Annotated in this window: 14 protein-coding genes and 2 pseudogenes; 5 read left to right on the forward strand and 11 right to left on the reverse strand. The window is 49.9% G+C overall.

Annotated elements, in window-relative coordinates:
* Nucleotides 1-252: IS630 transposase-related protein (locus tag BUB54_RS18285; RefSeq protein WP_139284992.1), on the reverse strand; the 252-nt coding region annotated here is incomplete at its 3' end.
* Nucleotides 253-313: 61 nt separating this feature from the next.
* Between BUB54_RS18285 and BUB54_RS18290 the strand changes: the two are divergent.
* From BUB54_RS18290 to BUB54_RS18300, 3 genes and pseudogenes are all read left to right on the forward strand, one after another.
* Nucleotides 314-829, forward strand: a pseudogene (locus tag BUB54_RS18290) (Mu transposase domain-containing protein); the annotation flags it as partial.
* Nucleotides 829-966, forward strand: a pseudogene (locus BUB54_RS22215) (ATP-binding protein); the annotation flags it as partial. The pseudogenes BUB54_RS18290 and BUB54_RS22215, both read left to right, overlap by 1 nt.
* A gap of 526 nt (nt 967-1,492) precedes the next feature.
* Nucleotides 1,493-2,539 carry an NAD-dependent epimerase/dehydratase family protein gene (locus BUB54_RS18300; protein ID WP_073211997.1) on the forward strand — a complete coding sequence of 349 codons (1,047 nt, stop codon included), beginning with the start codon at nt 1,493-1,495 and terminating at the stop codon, nt 2,537-2,539.
* Between the two features lie 149 nt (nt 2,540-2,688).
* On the opposite strand, the gene BUB54_RS18305 is transcribed toward BUB54_RS18300, so the two are convergent.
* The 6 genes from BUB54_RS18305 to BUB54_RS21950 form a co-directional block, all read right to left on the reverse strand.
* Nucleotides 2,689-5,013, reverse strand: a complete 2,325-nt coding sequence (locus tag BUB54_RS18305; protein ID WP_082075604.1) for a glycosyltransferase — start codon at nt 5,011-5,013, stop codon at nt 2,689-2,691.
* A 186-nt stretch (nt 5,014-5,199) separates the two neighbouring features.
* The gene (locus tag BUB54_RS18310) at nt 5,200-5,916 is read right to left on the reverse strand and encodes a glycosyltransferase family 2 protein (protein ID WP_073211999.1); all 717 of its coding nucleotides are present in this window, start codon (nt 5,914-5,916) and stop codon (nt 5,200-5,202) included.
* Nucleotides 5,913-8,969, reverse strand: a complete 3,057-nt coding sequence (locus BUB54_RS20075; RefSeq protein ID WP_158320082.1) for a glycosyltransferase family 4 protein — start codon at nt 8,967-8,969, stop codon at nt 5,913-5,915. Before BUB54_RS20075 ends, BUB54_RS18310 begins: the two co-directional genes overlap by 4 nt.
* A 194-nt stretch (nt 8,970-9,163) precedes the next feature.
* On the reverse strand, nt 9,164-10,777 hold the full coding sequence (locus tag BUB54_RS18330) for a sulfotransferase family protein (RefSeq protein WP_048878050.1): 1,614 nt from the start codon (nt 10,775-10,777) through the stop codon (nt 9,164-9,166).
* A gap of 129 nt (nt 10,778-10,906) precedes the next feature.
* Nucleotides 10,907-11,122, reverse strand: a complete 216-nt coding sequence (locus BUB54_RS20530; protein WP_139284995.1) for a hypothetical protein — start codon at nt 11,120-11,122, stop codon at nt 10,907-10,909.
* The gene (locus BUB54_RS21950; protein WP_306309100.1) at nt 11,046-11,207 is read right to left on the reverse strand and encodes an ATP-binding protein; all 162 of its coding nucleotides are present in this window, start codon (nt 11,205-11,207) and stop codon (nt 11,046-11,048) included. Before BUB54_RS21950 ends, BUB54_RS20530 begins: the two co-directional genes overlap by 77 nt.
* A 305-nt stretch (nt 11,208-11,512) precedes the next feature.
* Here BUB54_RS21950 and BUB54_RS18335 point away from each other — a divergent pair, with 305 nt between their 5' ends.
* Complete coding sequence (locus BUB54_RS18335; RefSeq protein ID WP_048878049.1) at nt 11,513-11,833, forward strand: transposase; 321 nt, start codon at nt 11,513-11,515, stop codon at nt 11,831-11,833.
* Between the two features lie 747 nt (nt 11,834-12,580).
* Here the strand turns inward: BUB54_RS18335 and BUB54_RS18340 are convergent.
* From BUB54_RS18340 to BUB54_RS18355, 4 genes are read right to left on the reverse strand one after another with little or no spacing between them, the layout of a single operon-like run.
* Entirely contained in the window at nt 12,581-13,681 is a 1,101-nt protein-coding gene (locus tag BUB54_RS18340; protein ID WP_139284996.1) for a flavin monoamine oxidase family protein, read from the reverse strand.
* Between the two features lie 33 nt (nt 13,682-13,714).
* Nucleotides 13,715-14,233 (reverse strand): carboxymuconolactone decarboxylase family protein, encoded by a 519-nt coding sequence (locus BUB54_RS18345; protein WP_048878048.1) that lies wholly within the window; start codon nt 14,231-14,233, stop codon nt 13,715-13,717.
* Nucleotides 14,230-14,937, reverse strand: a complete 708-nt coding sequence (locus BUB54_RS18350; protein WP_048878047.1) for a cupin domain-containing protein — start codon at nt 14,935-14,937, stop codon at nt 14,230-14,232. Before BUB54_RS18350 ends, BUB54_RS18345 begins: the two co-directional genes overlap by 4 nt.
* A 3-nt stretch (nt 14,938-14,940) precedes the next feature.
* Nucleotides 14,941-15,684, reverse strand: coding sequence for an SDR family oxidoreductase (locus tag BUB54_RS18355; RefSeq protein WP_048878046.1), 744 nt, complete (start codon nt 15,682-15,684; stop codon nt 14,941-14,943).
* 123 nt (nt 15,685-15,807) lie between these two features.
* On the opposite strand from BUB54_RS18355, the gene BUB54_RS18360 reads away from it, so the two are divergent.
* Nucleotides 15,808-16,740, forward strand: coding sequence for a LysR substrate-binding domain-containing protein (locus tag BUB54_RS18360; RefSeq protein ID WP_048878045.1), 933 nt, complete (start codon nt 15,808-15,810; stop codon nt 16,738-16,740).
* Nucleotides 16,741-16,844 lie beyond the last annotated feature (104 nt).

Genomic DNA, 16,844 nt, shown 5'->3' on the forward strand with positions numbered 1-16,844 from the left:
GATGCTCACCCCAAACGCCTCGGCCCGCTCCCTCAGAAGGGCCTCGGGATGTTCGAGAACATGCGCCGCCAGAGCCGCTTTATCGAGCTTACGCCGGCGCTCCTTGGCAGGTCTCGGCGTCAAATCTTCTCTGCAAAGCCAGCGGTGGATGGTCATGCGGCTGACGTCAAAAATCCGCGCAGCCTCGGTGCACCCTCCACCCTGGCGCACGTAATCAACAACACGCTTACGCAAATCAACGCTGTAGCTCATCCGCCGACACCCATTAAAGATGACAGAGTTTAGCGCGTAACGTTGTTAATGGGAATCACTATATGTGAAGAAGAACGCGGTCGCGGGGCGGCGATTTGCCAATTGGGCGGCGTTTGAGGCGCATCTCGATCAATGGACGCGCGACGTCGCCGACCAGCGGGTTCATGGCACGACCGGCGTGGCACCGGCGGCCCGCTTTGCCAAGGAGGCCGGTGCGTTACGCCCGCTCGGCGGCCGGGCGCCCTTTGGGCAATTGCGGGACCTGGTGCGCAAGGTACAGGCGGATTGCGCGATCGATCTCGATGCGAACAGTTACTCGGTGCCCTGGCGGCTGATCGGTGAAACTGTTCAGGTGGTGGTGCTGGGCGGGCGTGTCATCGTGCGCCATGCCGGTCAAGTTGTCGCGGATCACCCTGTTTGTGAGGGCCGCCGGCAGCGGATCGTGGATAAAGCGCACCTGGCCGGAGTAGCGGGCGCTGCGGGAATGGTACGTTTATCTGGGCCATTGCCGGTGCCGCCTCCAGACTTGTTGCGGCCACTTGCCGAATATGAAGCGGTGGCGGGAGGGCACTGGTGATGGCTACCGTCAATCCCGAAGCGCTGGTGGCGATGTTGGACCGGCTGAAGCTGACCGCGATCCGCGACCAGTTAGACACGCTCCTGGATGAAGCGGCGCGGTCGGAGATGAACCTACGGGAAGCTCTGACCTTCCTTGCCAAATCACCTTCACCTAGGATGACCTCACCCCTCCTACCCGTGCGAGAATATCCCGGAATCGGGATAACGTACAAAATCTTTCGCACATTGTCGGCGTGAACGGCTCCTTTCAGACTGACTGAGAGGAGCAAGGAATGGAAGAGCAAGAGAAGCCGATGGGGCAAGTGATCCAGATCGACGAGGCCCGGATACGGGATCATCTGGGAGCGATGGTTCGAGGCACCGTGAGATTCTTCAGCATCAGCAGGCCAACGGGCATTTCTGCGACGTATCGGCCTGGAAGATATTCTCCACCCTCGCGCTTGCACTCGCCAAACCTAGCTAGGGCGCTGCAGGCTTATCTCCTGCAGTGCCCCCCATCTCAATGTTAGCAGTGGGGTATTCGCTCGAGAGTTCAAGGTGAACTACGTTGCTTCCCTCCTAAAGTTGAAGGTAGACTTGCCTATAGAGCTGGTAATCTTCTAATCCATTAGGTAAAAATTTACTATTTCTTGTGAATTATTTTTTTCGCAAATGTGAGTTTATGATGTCGGAAGCTTCGAACAATCTACATAATTGTCATCTAATCATCGGAGGAGGCGGGTTTATTGGTCGGCATGTAGGATTGGCACTTGCCCATAAGCAGGAGCGAGTTATCCTAGCTGGGCGGCGGCGCCCAGACTTTTTTGAAAAAATCAAGTTTCCTAAAAATGTCATGTGGATGGACATTGATATGTACAACACTGACTGGGAAGCGTGCATAGAAAATGTCGATATTATACATTTCTATGCATGGGGATCGCTTCCCTCAACGGCAAACTTAAACCCCAAATCGGACTTAGATCTTAATGTTGGTGCCTTAGTCAGCCTGCTTGATGCTGTTAGAAAGCGTGGATATGGACGAGTTGTCTTTTCTTCATCAGGTGGTACGGTCTATGGCCCTCCTAGGCAGGTTCCAACACCCGAAACACATAACCTAGCTCCTATTAACGCCTACGGAGCAAGCAAAGCAACAGCTGAAATTTATCTAAACCTCTACAAAAATCTTTATGGTTTGGACTGCCGGATCGCCCGAATTGCAAATCCGTATGGCGCCGGCCAAGATATAGAAAAAGGTTTAGGCGCGGTTACCACCTTCACGAATAAGGCTTTAAAAAACCGTCCAATTGAAATTTGGGGTACAGGAGAGGTAATCCGCGACTTCATACATATTTCTGATGTTACAGAAGCATTGACGCTGCTCTCTATGAAAAACATTCAGCAACAGAATTCGGTCTTTAATATAGGAAGCGGTACAGGCACGAGTCTAAACAAAATTATTACAGCGCTTGAGCACCGTCTAAATCGCAAGCTGCATGTTGTTTATAAGCCGTCGCGATCATTTGACGTCCCCTCAAATGTGCTCAGCATCCAGAGCATGAAAAAAACCTTTAACTGGCGACCTCAAGTTACTTTAGACGATGGTCTCGGAAGAATGCTTACGGATCTCGCTGAACACCCGGACATCTCACGCCTCCATACGGATCCGTATGTAAATTTTAATGATGATTATACAAGAGACCTTCAATATACAGATTGTATACAATACTGACATTAAGGCCCTTTTTTGGGCCTCAATGTTTCATTATCCACAAGTCAACATCAGCAACCCAGTAACCCCCTAAAATTAGGGGACTAGGAAGTAGAATTTTCTCTAATGATCGTTTGAGGCGATTTGGATGGACTTACGCCTGAAGCTAGCTAAAGACTTCTTTTCCTTCGAATCTTATATGCGTAAGAAACAGCCCAATCTAGGAGTGGAGAAAAAACGTTTAGCGCCCGCCGAATTTTTCTTCCTACGTTCGTATCTCTTTGAAATACATAGTATCCACGCAGAAGCTTTGCTAGACGCCCACGAGAAAACTCATCTGTAGTCATCGATGCGGAGGCTGATGAACTAGGCCATGTAGGATTATGGTAATTAAGGTTTGGTCCATTAGCATTAAGGAAACAAATTATTTCCTCTGCATATTCTAAATAGAATTTTTTATGCTTAGAAATAATGTATTCATAGTTTATAAGCCATTGGTCGGCTTTGCTTCGAAATATAGAGCCCTGCCGTATCCGATATCGGAAAAGCGGTGCCGGAATCATGATGCCGCGGACTCCGTTCGCCAACATCGAAATTACAGCTTCCCAATCGTCAAGAAACATTTTCAAGCCAGAATCATGGCCTCCGCCAATATTATAAGCCTCTTTTCGTGTTACTAGTCCTTGGCAGTTAGTCGTATTAAAAATGAGCTGCATTGGAGGCTCTGGGTTAAACGTTGGCCAATGACGAATGGTACCTTGTTCATCAAAGTCGTCATTCCAGCTTCCTACAAAGCCGACATTATCGTAGAGGTCGAGCAAAGCAACACAACGCTCATAGTAGGTTGGCATTACAAGATCATCAGCATCAAGTAACGCAACGTAGTTTGCACGTGCATTCGCAACGCCGAAATTTCGCGCCGCAGCCACACCAGCATTTTCTTGACGCAACACTCTCACCTGGGAGCGCGCCTCTAGGACGGCCAATACTTCTGGAGAGCGCGTATCAGCGGAACCATCATCTACGATGATAACCTCAATATCTTTAAGAGTTGAGGCTAGAGCGCTATCTACCGTCTCTGTTATAAAGTCGGGAAGCTGAAAGTATGGTATTACTACGCTCAAACGAGGAGAGTTAATGGCATTACAAATTGAAAAAACTTTTTCATTGCCCCGAATAAATGGGAACCTTTCTCTTACCGGATTAATTTCATTCAAAGCTAACTGTCTGGAAGCATAAACTCCATCGTATCCACACTTCTCCTCTACTACTGATTTAGCAGCTTTTCCGATCTCCTCGCGCTTAGCTTCGTTCATAGAGTCGCATTGATGTAGACACTCTACGATTGCTTCGATATTTTTGGCCGGAAAAAGATAACCACTTTTACCGTGTTCAATTAGTTCTGCTTGCCCGCCATTTTCCGAAGCAATGACTAATCCCCCCTCAGCCATATGCTCGATAACCGTATAAGGAAAATTTTCCTTATGCGATGGGTGCAGCAACGCAAGAGCGGAACGCTTTTGTCTAGCCAACTCTTCAGGTGAAGCCAACCCAAGAAGATGCAAGCGTCCTGCTTCAACGTGCTTCTGATATTTCCTTATTATAAATTCCTTAAGACTACCATTATCTGGTGCGTCCGTGGTATCAGACCCAAACATTTTTAATTGTGCTACACCACCATTACTCCAATATCGATCAAACGCATTAACGATATCCAGGGCTCCCTTCCACATCGCAATGCGCGAACCAAACACATAATACGGAGCTTTGGAGGACTCGATATTTTTCAGACCATTTTCAGCTTTACAACCACTAGATTGATAAGGGTTATGGACAAGCTTGAATTGAACATCCGTACAATCAAAATCTGTCCGCAACTGATCGATGATGAATTGACTTGGAGCCAACACCATGTCTGCTGCCTTTAAACAGAACATCTCAGATTCACGCGTCCAATAGCGCGGAAGAACGTACCAGCTTTTCCCTGTCCATTTATCTATCAGTGAACACGGCGTGTGAGCAGTCACAATAACCTTAAGGTCAAGAAACGGCTTTTCTAAAGTATGCTTACGTTGTAGAGTGTAATAAGCTAAACCAAAGCCATCACAACTTTCGACGACGTCAGGCATACCAAAAACAGGAATAGCTTCCGCTAACGCTTCGGCGATCACATATGAAGCTGCGGCCCAGTAGCCCATAGTTTTACATATTGGATGAGCGTTCACGTTTATGCGAATAATATCGTGTCCTTCGAACTTCTCAATTTTTTGTTTTTGGACGCTATTATCTATGACCAGCACAAAAGCCTGATCTCCCTTGGTACGCAGCATCTTTAAGGTATGCGTCATATAGGTTGAAAGCCCGCCACCATGTGTTGGCGGAAATTCGAAGGTCAGGAACGCAACGCGCATATGTTCACCTAAACACAAAAATAAAATGTCCGGATCACTGGACAAACACACAATATGTATAGCAAGCGATAAAAAAATTGTCATTCGTGAATGATAAAGATCCAACAGCCAGAAAGACAAAATCGTATCGCGAAACGGTGATGATCAAAAATTAGCCATAACCATGCTTAACCACACACAACAAATAACGCTCAAAATTTCAGACTTAAGCTTAGGCACTTTTATCGCATCAATTATCCACAAACTTCGTAATATCTAACTTTAGAAATATTATTGCTGTGAATAGGATGAAATTGGATTCGGCCATACCATCGCTTGATTTGCATCACACAATGCCATTTGCGAACCCTTACGCCGGCGCTTAAAGTGAATAGTTCCCTCGACAGGCCGGTGCTGAATTCCGGCATCGAGTGTTACGCAGTTCCAGTGCCAGTCTTCGTGGCCAAAGCCGGTACTGATCTGATTTTTCTTAAATGGGTAATTCCGATATATATCAAGCTTAGCGAATGACATAGCGTCCCAGCAGTTCCCGAAACGAAGATGGTCTAGTTTGAAGCTGCTATCGGTAGAGTCAATGTGCCACCAAATCGCTCGAACCATACCAAACACAACATTAAATTCCGAATGCGCAATTATGTTGGTCGGATTGCTCGCGCAGAACCGATGCGCTTCATAAAGCCAATTATCAGACCACAAATCGTCACCATCTAGAAAACTAACATATTCACCACTTGCCACCTTAACCGCCGCATTCCGTGCCTGACCCGGATCCCCTTCGTTAGTTCTAATAATGGATGCATCTTCAATTGGCCTTGAAAATTGACGTTCCGTAGCCTCCGTCGGTCTATCAAGAACTATTATCGGCTCGACTATCAAGCCGTGATGTCGAGCATGTTGAATAGCTTGAAAAAAACTCTTCAGTGACGGGCCGACCAGAACTCCCTCTGAATGACACGTCATTATTGCCGAAATATCGGGCTTTCTCATTGCTCACTCTCTAGCTTTAGCTGTTCAGACAAGACTGAATCATAGACTGAATCATTATAACGATACTCTACGTGACGCTGTAATGCTTCAGCACGCTCAGCCGTCTTTTGTGGATTTTTCAAAGCATCCCGCAGCGCTTCTTCATAATCGTCCACACTAGCATCTTCTGCGATAGGCCAACCAGTTTCGTCCGTAATTAATTCCGGCACACCACCAACAGCGCTCGCCACAATTCCCATCCCACGCGTAGCAAGCTCAATTAACGTCGTTGGCATTCCTTCCCAAAGAGCGGTAAATAGCCAAATTCCAGCATTTGATAGCGGCAAATCATCAAAACTTTTGAATGTACCTTGCATGAGTAAATTAGAAGGAGCGTCAGAAAGATCTAAAGGTTCATCCAGAACTGATGCTCCCCAGCAAAAAAACTCAACATCAGGCATGCGTCGTGCCAACTCAATAACAAGAGGGAACCGCTTCTGGCGGTCTAAGCGCCCCCCCCAAAAAACTCGCCTTCGCGTAGAGGGGTCTTTCTGCCACGCTACTTCACGGGCCACCGCAGGCAGTCGCAAAACTGATTGCGCTGGTGTAAGAAGAGGAGTAATTTTCTTAAGCGTAGTTGGAGGAAGTAAATAGAGATCACCCAACTCGCGCTTAAGATATTCTGTATCAGTAAAGCATGCTGCAAGGTGGTCGATCGTCCCCGCAAAAAATTCCGCAGGGTAACCAGCACGGAGTCCAGAAGGAAGACGATCCCAGCAGAAAAGATAAGCGTAATTTTTGAAGCATTTCGCCATATAGGAGCCATGGTCACGCATCGCTATCCAGCAGAGCTTGCTATTGACGTTAAACACACGCTTAGCAGCTATTCCGCTGAGCAGAACTTTAAATAAATGAACGCCTCTTTCATATCCAAGTTGCGCTATTAAATCCGAGATATCGACGACGTCGGCTCGATCGGGTATCCAATCTGACCGTTCGAATAGCGGACTATCTGTCCTCAAAATCAAAAGCTTTTCTTCGGGTCGTAACCGCAGAAGAGACTTGGCTAAAAGTCCTGCTACTAAATCAGCCCCTCCTAACCGAATCCAGGGTACGCAAACAACACTGTCATATTGAAGTCTAGGCAACCTAGACTTCATAATTGAGTGAAGGCTGCTATATTCATCATAATAGGGAGGCAACATAAAAAGGTTAATGTCCTCAATTTGACCCACAGCTGGGTCTAACGCTTGCGCTTTGAGGAAAATTTCCTTTATCTGTTCTGATTTCAGAGCTTTCTCTAAACGATCATTCAGATGTTCCGGAACAACTTCGAGATTATGATCATATGCCTTCGCGAAGTCTTCTTCGAACCAGCGTTGATGTTGATAAGTGAACGTAGCATTGGGATATTCTGCTTGATTGAAGCCTCTTCCTGGAAGTCCAGGTCTTCCTTCATAGAGCCCATGTTGAACATAGTGGATGAAAGCCCAATCAGGTGAGGCAGCAATATCTTGATTTTGGCGAAGATAAAACGCCTCGTCGAACCTTTCAGTTGGCACGATGCGAGCTTCAAATCCATAGCATAACCAATGCAGCACGGCATTTGCGGATAAGCCCGTTAATGGAAGATTAGCTTCTAACGCTTTACGACGATAAATTTCTGTATCGAAAAGCGGACCAGGGGAATTATTAGAATTAAAATCGTTGAAAATATAATGAAAAAAACTATTTATAATTTTCCCATTGGCGTTATGCCATTGCGGCATAAAAATTAGCGATAATGCTTCCAGTTTTGAACTATTTAGCCGAAAATTCGGATCTGTGCCTATAGTAATTAATAATGCAAACACTTCCAATGAGAACTTCTCATTAGCTTTCAACAAAAAATACAGCCGCTCGGTACCGTAACTAGGAAAGTATCCGAGAGATGCCCCCGTCGTCAGAAAATGGTGATAATCTCGTGCTCCCGCATAATTTTTAGAGTAATATTCGCCATCAAACCATTCTGTTGGTTTACGTCCTTCGTTGTTTCCATGGAGGACAAAGTGAACAAACCCAAAGCAATTTGCGTTGCGCAGATCGCTATTAGTTTCGATATAATAGTTTTCGTCAAAAAATCTGGTCGGCACAATACGCTTTTTTTTGCCGATTTTGAACCAATGCTGAAGCGCGTTTTCTGAGCTTGGAAGCTTTTCTCCAGTTAACGAAAAAAGATTTTTTGCATAAACTTCCTTATCAAAAAATGGATTATCTCCATCATGACTGGAAGGTGAAAGCAACTCATATAACGCTTGGTCTTCTTCTACCAAATGTCCGAACCAAGCTGGCTTAGCTTTGGTCTGGTGCTTCAAATCGTATAACTGTTCAACAGAGTTAGTACTTTGCGAAAACATCAAGGGAGCTGACGAATTATGGATAGTTGTGCTTTCTTCTTGGAAAACCTTTGACGCAGATTGCAAAATAGATTCCCAGCATGACAGCGAGGGGTTGTCGGATTGATCAATAGGTGCAAAACGATCTATGAAACCTTTTACTAATCCTGGCACGACTTTTTCTACTGTACCGGGTTGATTGGATGAAGTGGCTTCAACGACGTACAATACTCTTCCATTTCCTCGCGACGAAATGGTTTTGTGAACACGCAGCGCCGCATCATCTTTTATACCTTGATTTCGCTTTAATACATAAATCTGATCATTTTTTTCTAAGTTAAAGATAAACTTACCTGCTAGGTATAGAAACTTCTTTCTCTCTTCTTTGAAAAGAAGAGCTCGCTCGGAGTTTGAATGAACAAACTCCCAAAACTCACCATGCTGTACTGAAGCCTGCTTACTATGAAATGCTATTTGCAACTTCCGATCTCGCACCATTGTGCCTGCGCCAGCTGGTTCTAAATTTTCAAAAACAAAGCCACCCGAAAAATTAGACGAAATTGCTTCACAAATTGCATCTTCGCTATCGACAAAAGCCCATCGAAATAGTGAGCTAGTGTTGATTCCAAGCGCTCTCTGCACGAACCCAAACTCACAATTCTCGCCTAGGCTCTCGAATTTTGATAACCAGTTTTTCATGGGCATCCGCCATTAATTTCAAGCAAAGCTGTTTCAGTTAGCTGCGTAAGAAAATTCTTAAATTTGAACTCCACCGTCAAAGCGCACTTTCCTTTGATTCAAATCATGATTTTTTAGTCCATGACTTCCTATACAAAAAGGAAAATTTTGATGTTTATTACGAAGCATTTAATTACTAGAATTCTTTGTTTGCGTTATGTTTTTGGTAACTCAGGTTTGAGCAACAGTAACTCCGTAAAGATGATGGATAGAGATGAGCGGTATGGCCTTCTTAAAAGTCCAATAAGAGCACGACGACGCGCCAACTTATTCACCATCCCTTCCGGAATCACCTCGCCAGGAAGCAATACGGTCAACTCTTGTTTGACGGCAAATCTTCTTTTTTCAGCTGAACGAAAAATCAATTTGAAAAGCCTGGGCTTAGCCACAAGCATGGCAGCAGCTGGCACCGCGCTTCTAGCTACCCAGAGGTACCCCTGGTGCAGTTTTAAGCTTTCTTTTTCAATCTTTTCATGTTCAAGCTTAATCGTCGCAAGATCACGAGAGTTTTGTTCTGCTTCATTATCTCGATTCTGCAACTGCTGGAGAAGTTGCTTAATTTTCGACGACGATAAACTGGTTTCAACTTTCAACTCATGGTAAGCAGCTTCGGCAGACCTGGCTCGTTCCATGCAAGCATTAAATGACTGTTCTTGTGCCGCGACTTTATCTTTGAGTTTTAAGATTTGATTAAATAATTCATTTGTTTGCTTCTGCCCCTCCAGTTTCCCTTCTATTCCCAGGGATAGCGTTTTTAACTGCGCATCAACTGCCGCCAATGTACGACTTAAGTGATGCTCGGCACTCTTCTCAACTGCTTCTAGCGCTCTCAATATCATATGGTTCTGTTGTTCTGTAGCCCCAGTTGAAGCAGTGCTCTGTTTAGCGAAACCAAGAGGAAGACTCTGAAAGCGCTTTGTTGAACACGAGAATTCATCCTCAAGTTCGTCAAGCGCATTCATTGCGTCCCGGTTGTTTGACGATAATTGCAACTCCTCATAAGACGCGAGCGCCTTTTCAAGCCAGTCGCTTAGATTTCCGGCTGGCACACCGCCCTCCAGCCTAAAATGCCGTAACTCAGATTCGATGAACTCGTCAGCCTTTTCTAGATCAGAAGACTGATTCAACAACGTTACACCAATGCCTTGCTCGATTTGTGCAATACATCCACGCCAATCTTGAGTTAGCTTCTCGTAGGAGACTATAACCCTTGGGTATTTCCGAGTATCCTTCTCAGCATCAAGAACATACCTTAGCCAAATCAGAAGATTATGGTCTATTGGAAGGCCATTACGCCGCGCCATAGACTGGGCGACTTCAAGCGGATTTCGATATATTAGAATAAATCGAGGTTGCCACCCCGCTTGTTCAACAGCGCCCGCTGTAAGCTCCACAAACCTACTAACGCGCGGATCCTTCAAAACGATAAGTGCCGCATCAAATTCGCTAACTATGGCCTTAGCCAAACGTCCCGTGAAATCCCTGCGCAAACCCTCAGGTGGCCAAGCCACCGGCATCTGGGACCAATCCTCAACACCAAGCCCTGCTTCTGCAAGAATAGAGTTGTTCACGTCGATTATGGGGATAGATTCAAAATGCCCCTTGGCGTTCCAGTGGTCCGTGAATAGTGTCTTGGGCGCTTGCGCCCCCAGTAGATTTAACAGACCAGCTAAAGCCGAAGTACCACTGCGGTGCATACCTACAATGGTCAAGGCAATGTTCGATGTGGGGTTCGAAATAGCGGACATAGTTGTGCTATCTTGCTGCATTGGTTAAACAAGCCATCCGTAGCTCTTCAGACGAGTAATCAGCCCTAAAGCTCTCCGCCTCGCGCCGCTCAATTTTTCCAATACTCCCCCCAACATTTTTTGCATCACGCTGCAGACGATCAATCAAATTTACACACCACTAAATCCTATGGCTAAACTATACTTGAGTTTTGTGACGTCATCCAGATGGATGGATACAAGATGTTTTAATGAACCCAGTGTTGACTTCAGCCCGGGTTTGACCCGGTTCTTGGTTGTGGGTTGAGTTTCATAAAGGGTAAACTGCTGGTTTTTCTCCTTTTTTGAGACTGCTGACTGAGCTGTTCTTGAACCTGAGCCGGCCATTGGCGGTCTCCAGGATGTAACAATGGTGGGCCGGTCGGTCTAGGAGGGCGGTGGTCATCTTATTATAGCCGATGACGGTAGCCATTCGCTGAGGCTCAAGTTAAGCGGTGGTCACGAGGACAGTTAGCCGAGTTAATCAAGGACGATGAGGTGGGTATTGAGTGGGCGGCCGACTATCCACCCGTCCCTGGGCTTTTTCATGCTCCATGGGTACTGGACATCTTGGCAGTGGAGAAGAACCTGACGCGCTTCTTGTGGTACTCCACGACCCTCACGCCGAGTGCGGTGGCAATATTGGTCTTTCCTCCGCAGCATTCTACCGGCGCGCGTGCATGAGAGTGTCCGTCGTTTTGTGTATGGCTGAATTGGTCCTTGCCTCCTGAGAGGGGCATGAAAAATGACGATTTCGAACGAATTTCTGGACAAGTTGCTGAAGGGGGCAAGCGGCCTGAGGACCTGCTTGGTGATGCCGGGCTGATGAAGGAGCTGAAGCTCCGCCTGATGGAGCGGATGCTGGGCGCGGAATTGACAGCGCATCTGGGTTATGAGGCTGGTGCGCAACCGCCGGCTGATCAGCCCAACCGCCGCAATGGCGTGTCGACCAAGCGGGTGAAGGGGGCTGATGGCGAGGTACCGCTTGCCGTCCCCTGGGATCGTGACGGCAGTTTCGAACCTGAGTTAGTCTGCCGTGAAGAATGGCGATCTCGTTGACTTGAATAGATAAATTTGGCCATTTGGCATTTCGTTTTGCCGGAATTTGCGTGTTTTGGTTCGCATTTCTGGCAATTTACTGCGGCGCGTAAGGTTGTGATTCTGTGCTTCTGTAACGGTTTTGAGGGTGGCTATCCAACCTCATGCTCGTCATCACGCCAGACTTGAGTGTTTCACCACTATATGGGCATGCTACCCTTCAGCACCCTCGTGCGGCCAATACTCAAACTCTTGGCTGAGACGCAAAACCTGCGAGGCAACGACAACAACCGTACAACAAGCCGCTTCGTCAGCCCTCCAGAGTAGGACCCGGCCACTGAGCAGTTACACGGGCACGCAAGGGCGTTTGGATGGCCGCCGGGGCGCGGCGTATATATTCAAGTGCGCGCGAGCAAAAGCTTCCGCATCATCCCGCTCTAGCCGCTCCAGAAACCGCATCGCTGCGTTAACCAAGAACGGCTCCCCGGCAATCTCATCTGCCCGACAATGCTAATCTCCGACACATCCGGTCTTCCTGGTGGATTGTCACAAACTCCCCTTGGCACACCGATGCCGTCGGGGTGCGGTCACATCATCAAAGCCAAATGGCACAAATGATTTCGTTAGGGCGACGCGATGGTAATGGCGTTAAATATTACTCGCTGCGATGTTTCTTAAAAAAGAGACGGAAGGGTGGTTGCTGTGAGCCTGCTTACCGTCGAATTCAGAGTTTAGGTTGACGGTATGACGGATTGAGGAGCGGCAAGCTCACGCATCGCGGCTATTTCCAAGCAGCGTCAGTAATTCGGCAACCGCGCGCTCAGCGGCGCTAATGGCCCCCGCCAAATAGCCGGGTTCAGACAGGCTGGTTTCGCTGCCCGCAAGTATGAAGCGTGTGGCCCATGGTCCTGAGATCCAGGGGGTGGCACTTGGCATGATGTGGCCGGCAGTTTCCTGATCGGAAGCGGTCGCTGTCAGCGGGTCGGCGGCCCAGTCCTTCAATAGCGTGGCACATGGTGCGGCGGCTTCTGGGCCGAATAGTCTGGCGAGTTGGGCCAGGCAGGCTTTGTTCAGTGCCGCATCCCCCATCGTCGCGCGCTGTGCCGCCGCCATGCCGACAAAGCCGAACAAGGCCGCACGGCCAGAGGCTGTGGTTGCGTCGTGTATTTCAGCCATGGGGCCGACCATGCTCTGCGCCATACCGGATAGGCCGTTTGTACGCCAAAAGGGACGGTCATAGACCGCGAAGAACTTGGCGTGTGGGGCCATCCAGGTCGCGCAGGAACGCCAGCGGCGGATGGTCTCAGGGGGCAGCGCAGGAGTGAAAGCGATTTGCGCTTCGATGAGCCGGGGCGGCAGGGCCGCGATAACGTGCTGGGCATGAATCGGGCCGATGCCTGGAACGGTCAGCTTAATGCCGTTTTCCGCGTATGCCATCGCCGTGACCCGAGCTCTTGGATGAAGCCATGCCGATGGCAGGTTGTTTGCTAATGCACTCACCAGCGCGGCCGTGCCGCCGGCGAGGCGCATGGATTGTTGATCCGCGCCTGAGCCACGATAGCGTTGCACGGGCTCCCGCGGCATTCTTTCGAATAGTATATCGCCGCCGCTATGCTGGGCAAAGACGGAGAGGCCGAGGTCAGCGATCAGCGCGCCGATCTCGGGCTGCATATGCGGCCAGAACCAGGAGGGGCCAAGATCGAAGCCGTCTTTGCTCGGCTGGCCTGCTTCATCCACCGTTAAAATCCTGCCGCCAAGACGTTCGCGTGCTTCCAGCAACTCGAATGCTACGCCCGCTTTTTGCAGCAAATGTGCGGCATGGAGCCCGGACAGTCCGCCGCCTACGATGGCAATTTGTGTTTCAATCACACCAGGAGCTTTCGTGTTGAGGAGGCGGCCGGTTTAGATTGCGAGCGCGACCAGGAACCGCGAGACCATATTGTAAGTTGCTATGGTTGCGACGGCTTCCACGGCTTGTTGCTCCCCGAACAGCGTTTTTAACTCGGCGATGACGGCCTTATCGACCTCGACATGACGTGTCGATTGGTCCGTCAATGTCAGAAGCAACGTTTCTTTTTCATCGAATAACGGGGCAATGGTGTCCAGGCGCAGCGCCTCGGCTTTGGCCTCTGTCCCTCCTGCTTCGAGATAAACGGGCTTGTGAATAGTCCATTCAAATTCCGCGCGATTAAGATGAGCGACCCGGCAGATGATCATCTCGCGATACGCCAAGTCGAGCTGGAATTCGCCCCGTACACGCGCCAGCAGAGCATTCCAGCCTGCCGCCAATGGAAAGCTTTTGAGCAGATAGCGATCAAGGTCGATCAGTTGGCCATTCGGACGGCGCGCTTTTATGCTGGCCAACAACTCTGGCGGCGCGGGATCGCCATCCTGCCAAGGGGACATTCTTGCGTCGGTCATTTTTGCCCATCTTCATTGTAGTCAGCCTCGGGCAAGGGGCAGAGATTGGCGTGCAGAGGCGGCGCGGATTTGTACCAGACCTTAGCGCCCTCGGCGCCGGCTTGAAAGTGGGCGGGCGCTCCGGCGGGTAGGCGCAACCAGCTCCAACGTTCAAGCTGGGTGTCGCCGTACAGAACGCTACCGGAGATAGTCAGTATTTCCAGACCGTGGTGATGGGGGATCTCAATTTTTGCGTCCGGCGACCAGTCTTCGCACACGACGTGCTCATTGGTGCCTGTGAACAAAGTCTGCGCCGAAACAACGCCTTGGCGGCCCGGCGGGGCCTCAGCTTGACCTGGCCGGATGACGATTTGGACAAGATCATCCGCCCGAAACTGCCAAAGCCGCACGAAGATGGTGCATCCCGCATCACTTCCGGGGGCATGGGCAGTCCCGGGTGGGTTACGGACATAGGTGCCAGCCGGAAAATCACCAGTTTCATCCTGAAATACCCCCTCCAGCACAAGAAATTCCTCACCCCCAGGATGCAGATGGCGAGCGAAGCGGCTGCCGGGCGCATAGCGAACGATGGAAGTGGCGCGAGCTTTTTCCGCGCCAATGCGAAACAGCATACGGCGGTCAACCCCTGCGGAGGGGCTTGGGACCCAGTCCAGTTGACCGGCGTGAACCAGAGCTGTTTGGTTCAGATCAGTATTCAATTGCATAGCTTATAACTCCGTCCGACCGCCATCGACGACGATTTCGGCACCTAATACATAACTGGAGGCATCGCTGGCCAGGAACAGCACGGCGGCCGCGATTTCATCTGGCCTACCCATGCGGCCAAGCGGCACTTGGGTGCCAACGCGCTCAGTGTAGGCACGAAAGGCTTCATCGGACTCATTTTTACCGCGATGGATGGGAGTTTCGATGGAACCGGGGCTAATGGCGTTGACGCGGATTTTCCGCTCGAGAAGTTCAGCTGACATGGTGCGGGCGAAGGAACGGACAGCCGCCTTGGAAGCCGATAGGACGGCACGGCCTGGCGAGCCCACTTGGTTAAGCCAGGAGGTATTGAGGATGACCGAACTCCCTTCACGCAGCAGCGGCAGAACCGCCTGGACCGTGAAGAATACACCTTTTACATTCACGTCCATCAATTGCGTGTAAGCGGCTTCATTCGTGGTTGCCAACGGCGTAGCGTAGGCTAACCCGGCATTGGCGAAGAGAATATCCAGCCCGCCAAAATGCCGCTCAAGCTCGTCTCTCACGCGAGCCAAATCGCCATGCGAGGCGACATCGCCCTGGATGGCCAGAACATTGCCGCCTAACGCGGCGCGCGCCAGATCAAGCTTCTCCTTGGAGCGGCCCAAGATGGCGATCTGTGCGCCTTTCGATAGGAACAGTTCTGCCGTGGCGAGTCCGATGCCACTTGAGCCGCCCGTGATCAGGGCCGTTTTTCCGACGAGCATTCTCCGGCTTTCCTTTATTGAACTCTTCATTTGGGCGGCGCTGTATGGAGAAGCGAGGTAAACAAACAACGTTGCAACCAAAGAAAATCTTTCTCGCTTAGTTGTTTCGGCCTATGCGAAGACATGAGATTTCTAACCCGTCTGAAATCCCTACAAGCGCTAGAAGCAGCAGCCCGGCATGGCAGTTTTGTAGGAGCGGCCTCTGAGCTTGATGTGACCCCGGCGGCAGTGGGCCAGCTTGTCCGTTCGCTGGAAGATTGGGTCGGCTATCCGCTGTTCCGGCGTGCGCGCTCGGGCGCCGAGCGGCTGACTCCAACGGACGAAGCGCGGGAAGCCTTGGAGGACATAGCCCAAGGGCTGGACAGACTCGAAGCCGGACTACGGAAATTGCGCGGCCGTAAAGCACGGGCGATTGTGGTGGTCACAGCCTCTCAGGCGCTGGTGGCGAACTGGTTGCTAGGGAAGCTGGATGATTTTGCGGCCAAATACCCGAATATCGATGTGCGCCTGGATGTGTCGGATCGGGTGATCGACCTTGCCCAAGGTGAGGCTGATATCGGAATACGGTGCGGCATGGGGTCATGGAGAGGGGTTAAAGCCACGCGCATTATGGGTGAGGAAATTATTGCCGTGTGTCACCATAAGCTGTTGCCGCAGGACAGACAGGTAACAGCGGGATGGATCGCCGGACAAACCCTTATCCATGACGGTACACCGCACCCCAATGGTGATTTTCCCGCATGGTCGGAATGGCTGGCGAGACTGGGTGTCAATCACGAAGGAACAGGCCATGGACTGAGAATCAACTCGACCGCAGCCGTTATTCAGGCGGCGGTCGCTGCAAGAGGTGTGGCATTGGTGCGAAAAGCGCTGGTTGAGCAGGAGGTTGAAAGCGGCAGGCTGGTGCATTTGCTGCCACGGCACTGCTGGCCAGTGAAATGGGCCTATTTCGCGGTCGCTTCGCCGAAGGCACTGCGCCGATCTGAAGTTAGTGCCTTCCATAAGTGGCTGGTGAAGAGCGCGGTGAGGTTACCTGAAGCTGATGGTGGCTCGTAAGAGGTGCTACGTAAGACCTGATGTTTGTCCCCGGGTAGGGTGGCTCGCCCTCTTGATCACGCAGATCGAGGGTTACTCGTGATATTGAGCCTATCCTCACCATG

It is taken from the genome of Acidocella aminolytica 101 = DSM 11237 (assembly GCF_900129125.1).
GTDB classification, from domain to species: domain Bacteria; phylum Pseudomonadota; class Alphaproteobacteria; order Acetobacterales; family Acetobacteraceae; genus Acidocella; species Acidocella aminolytica.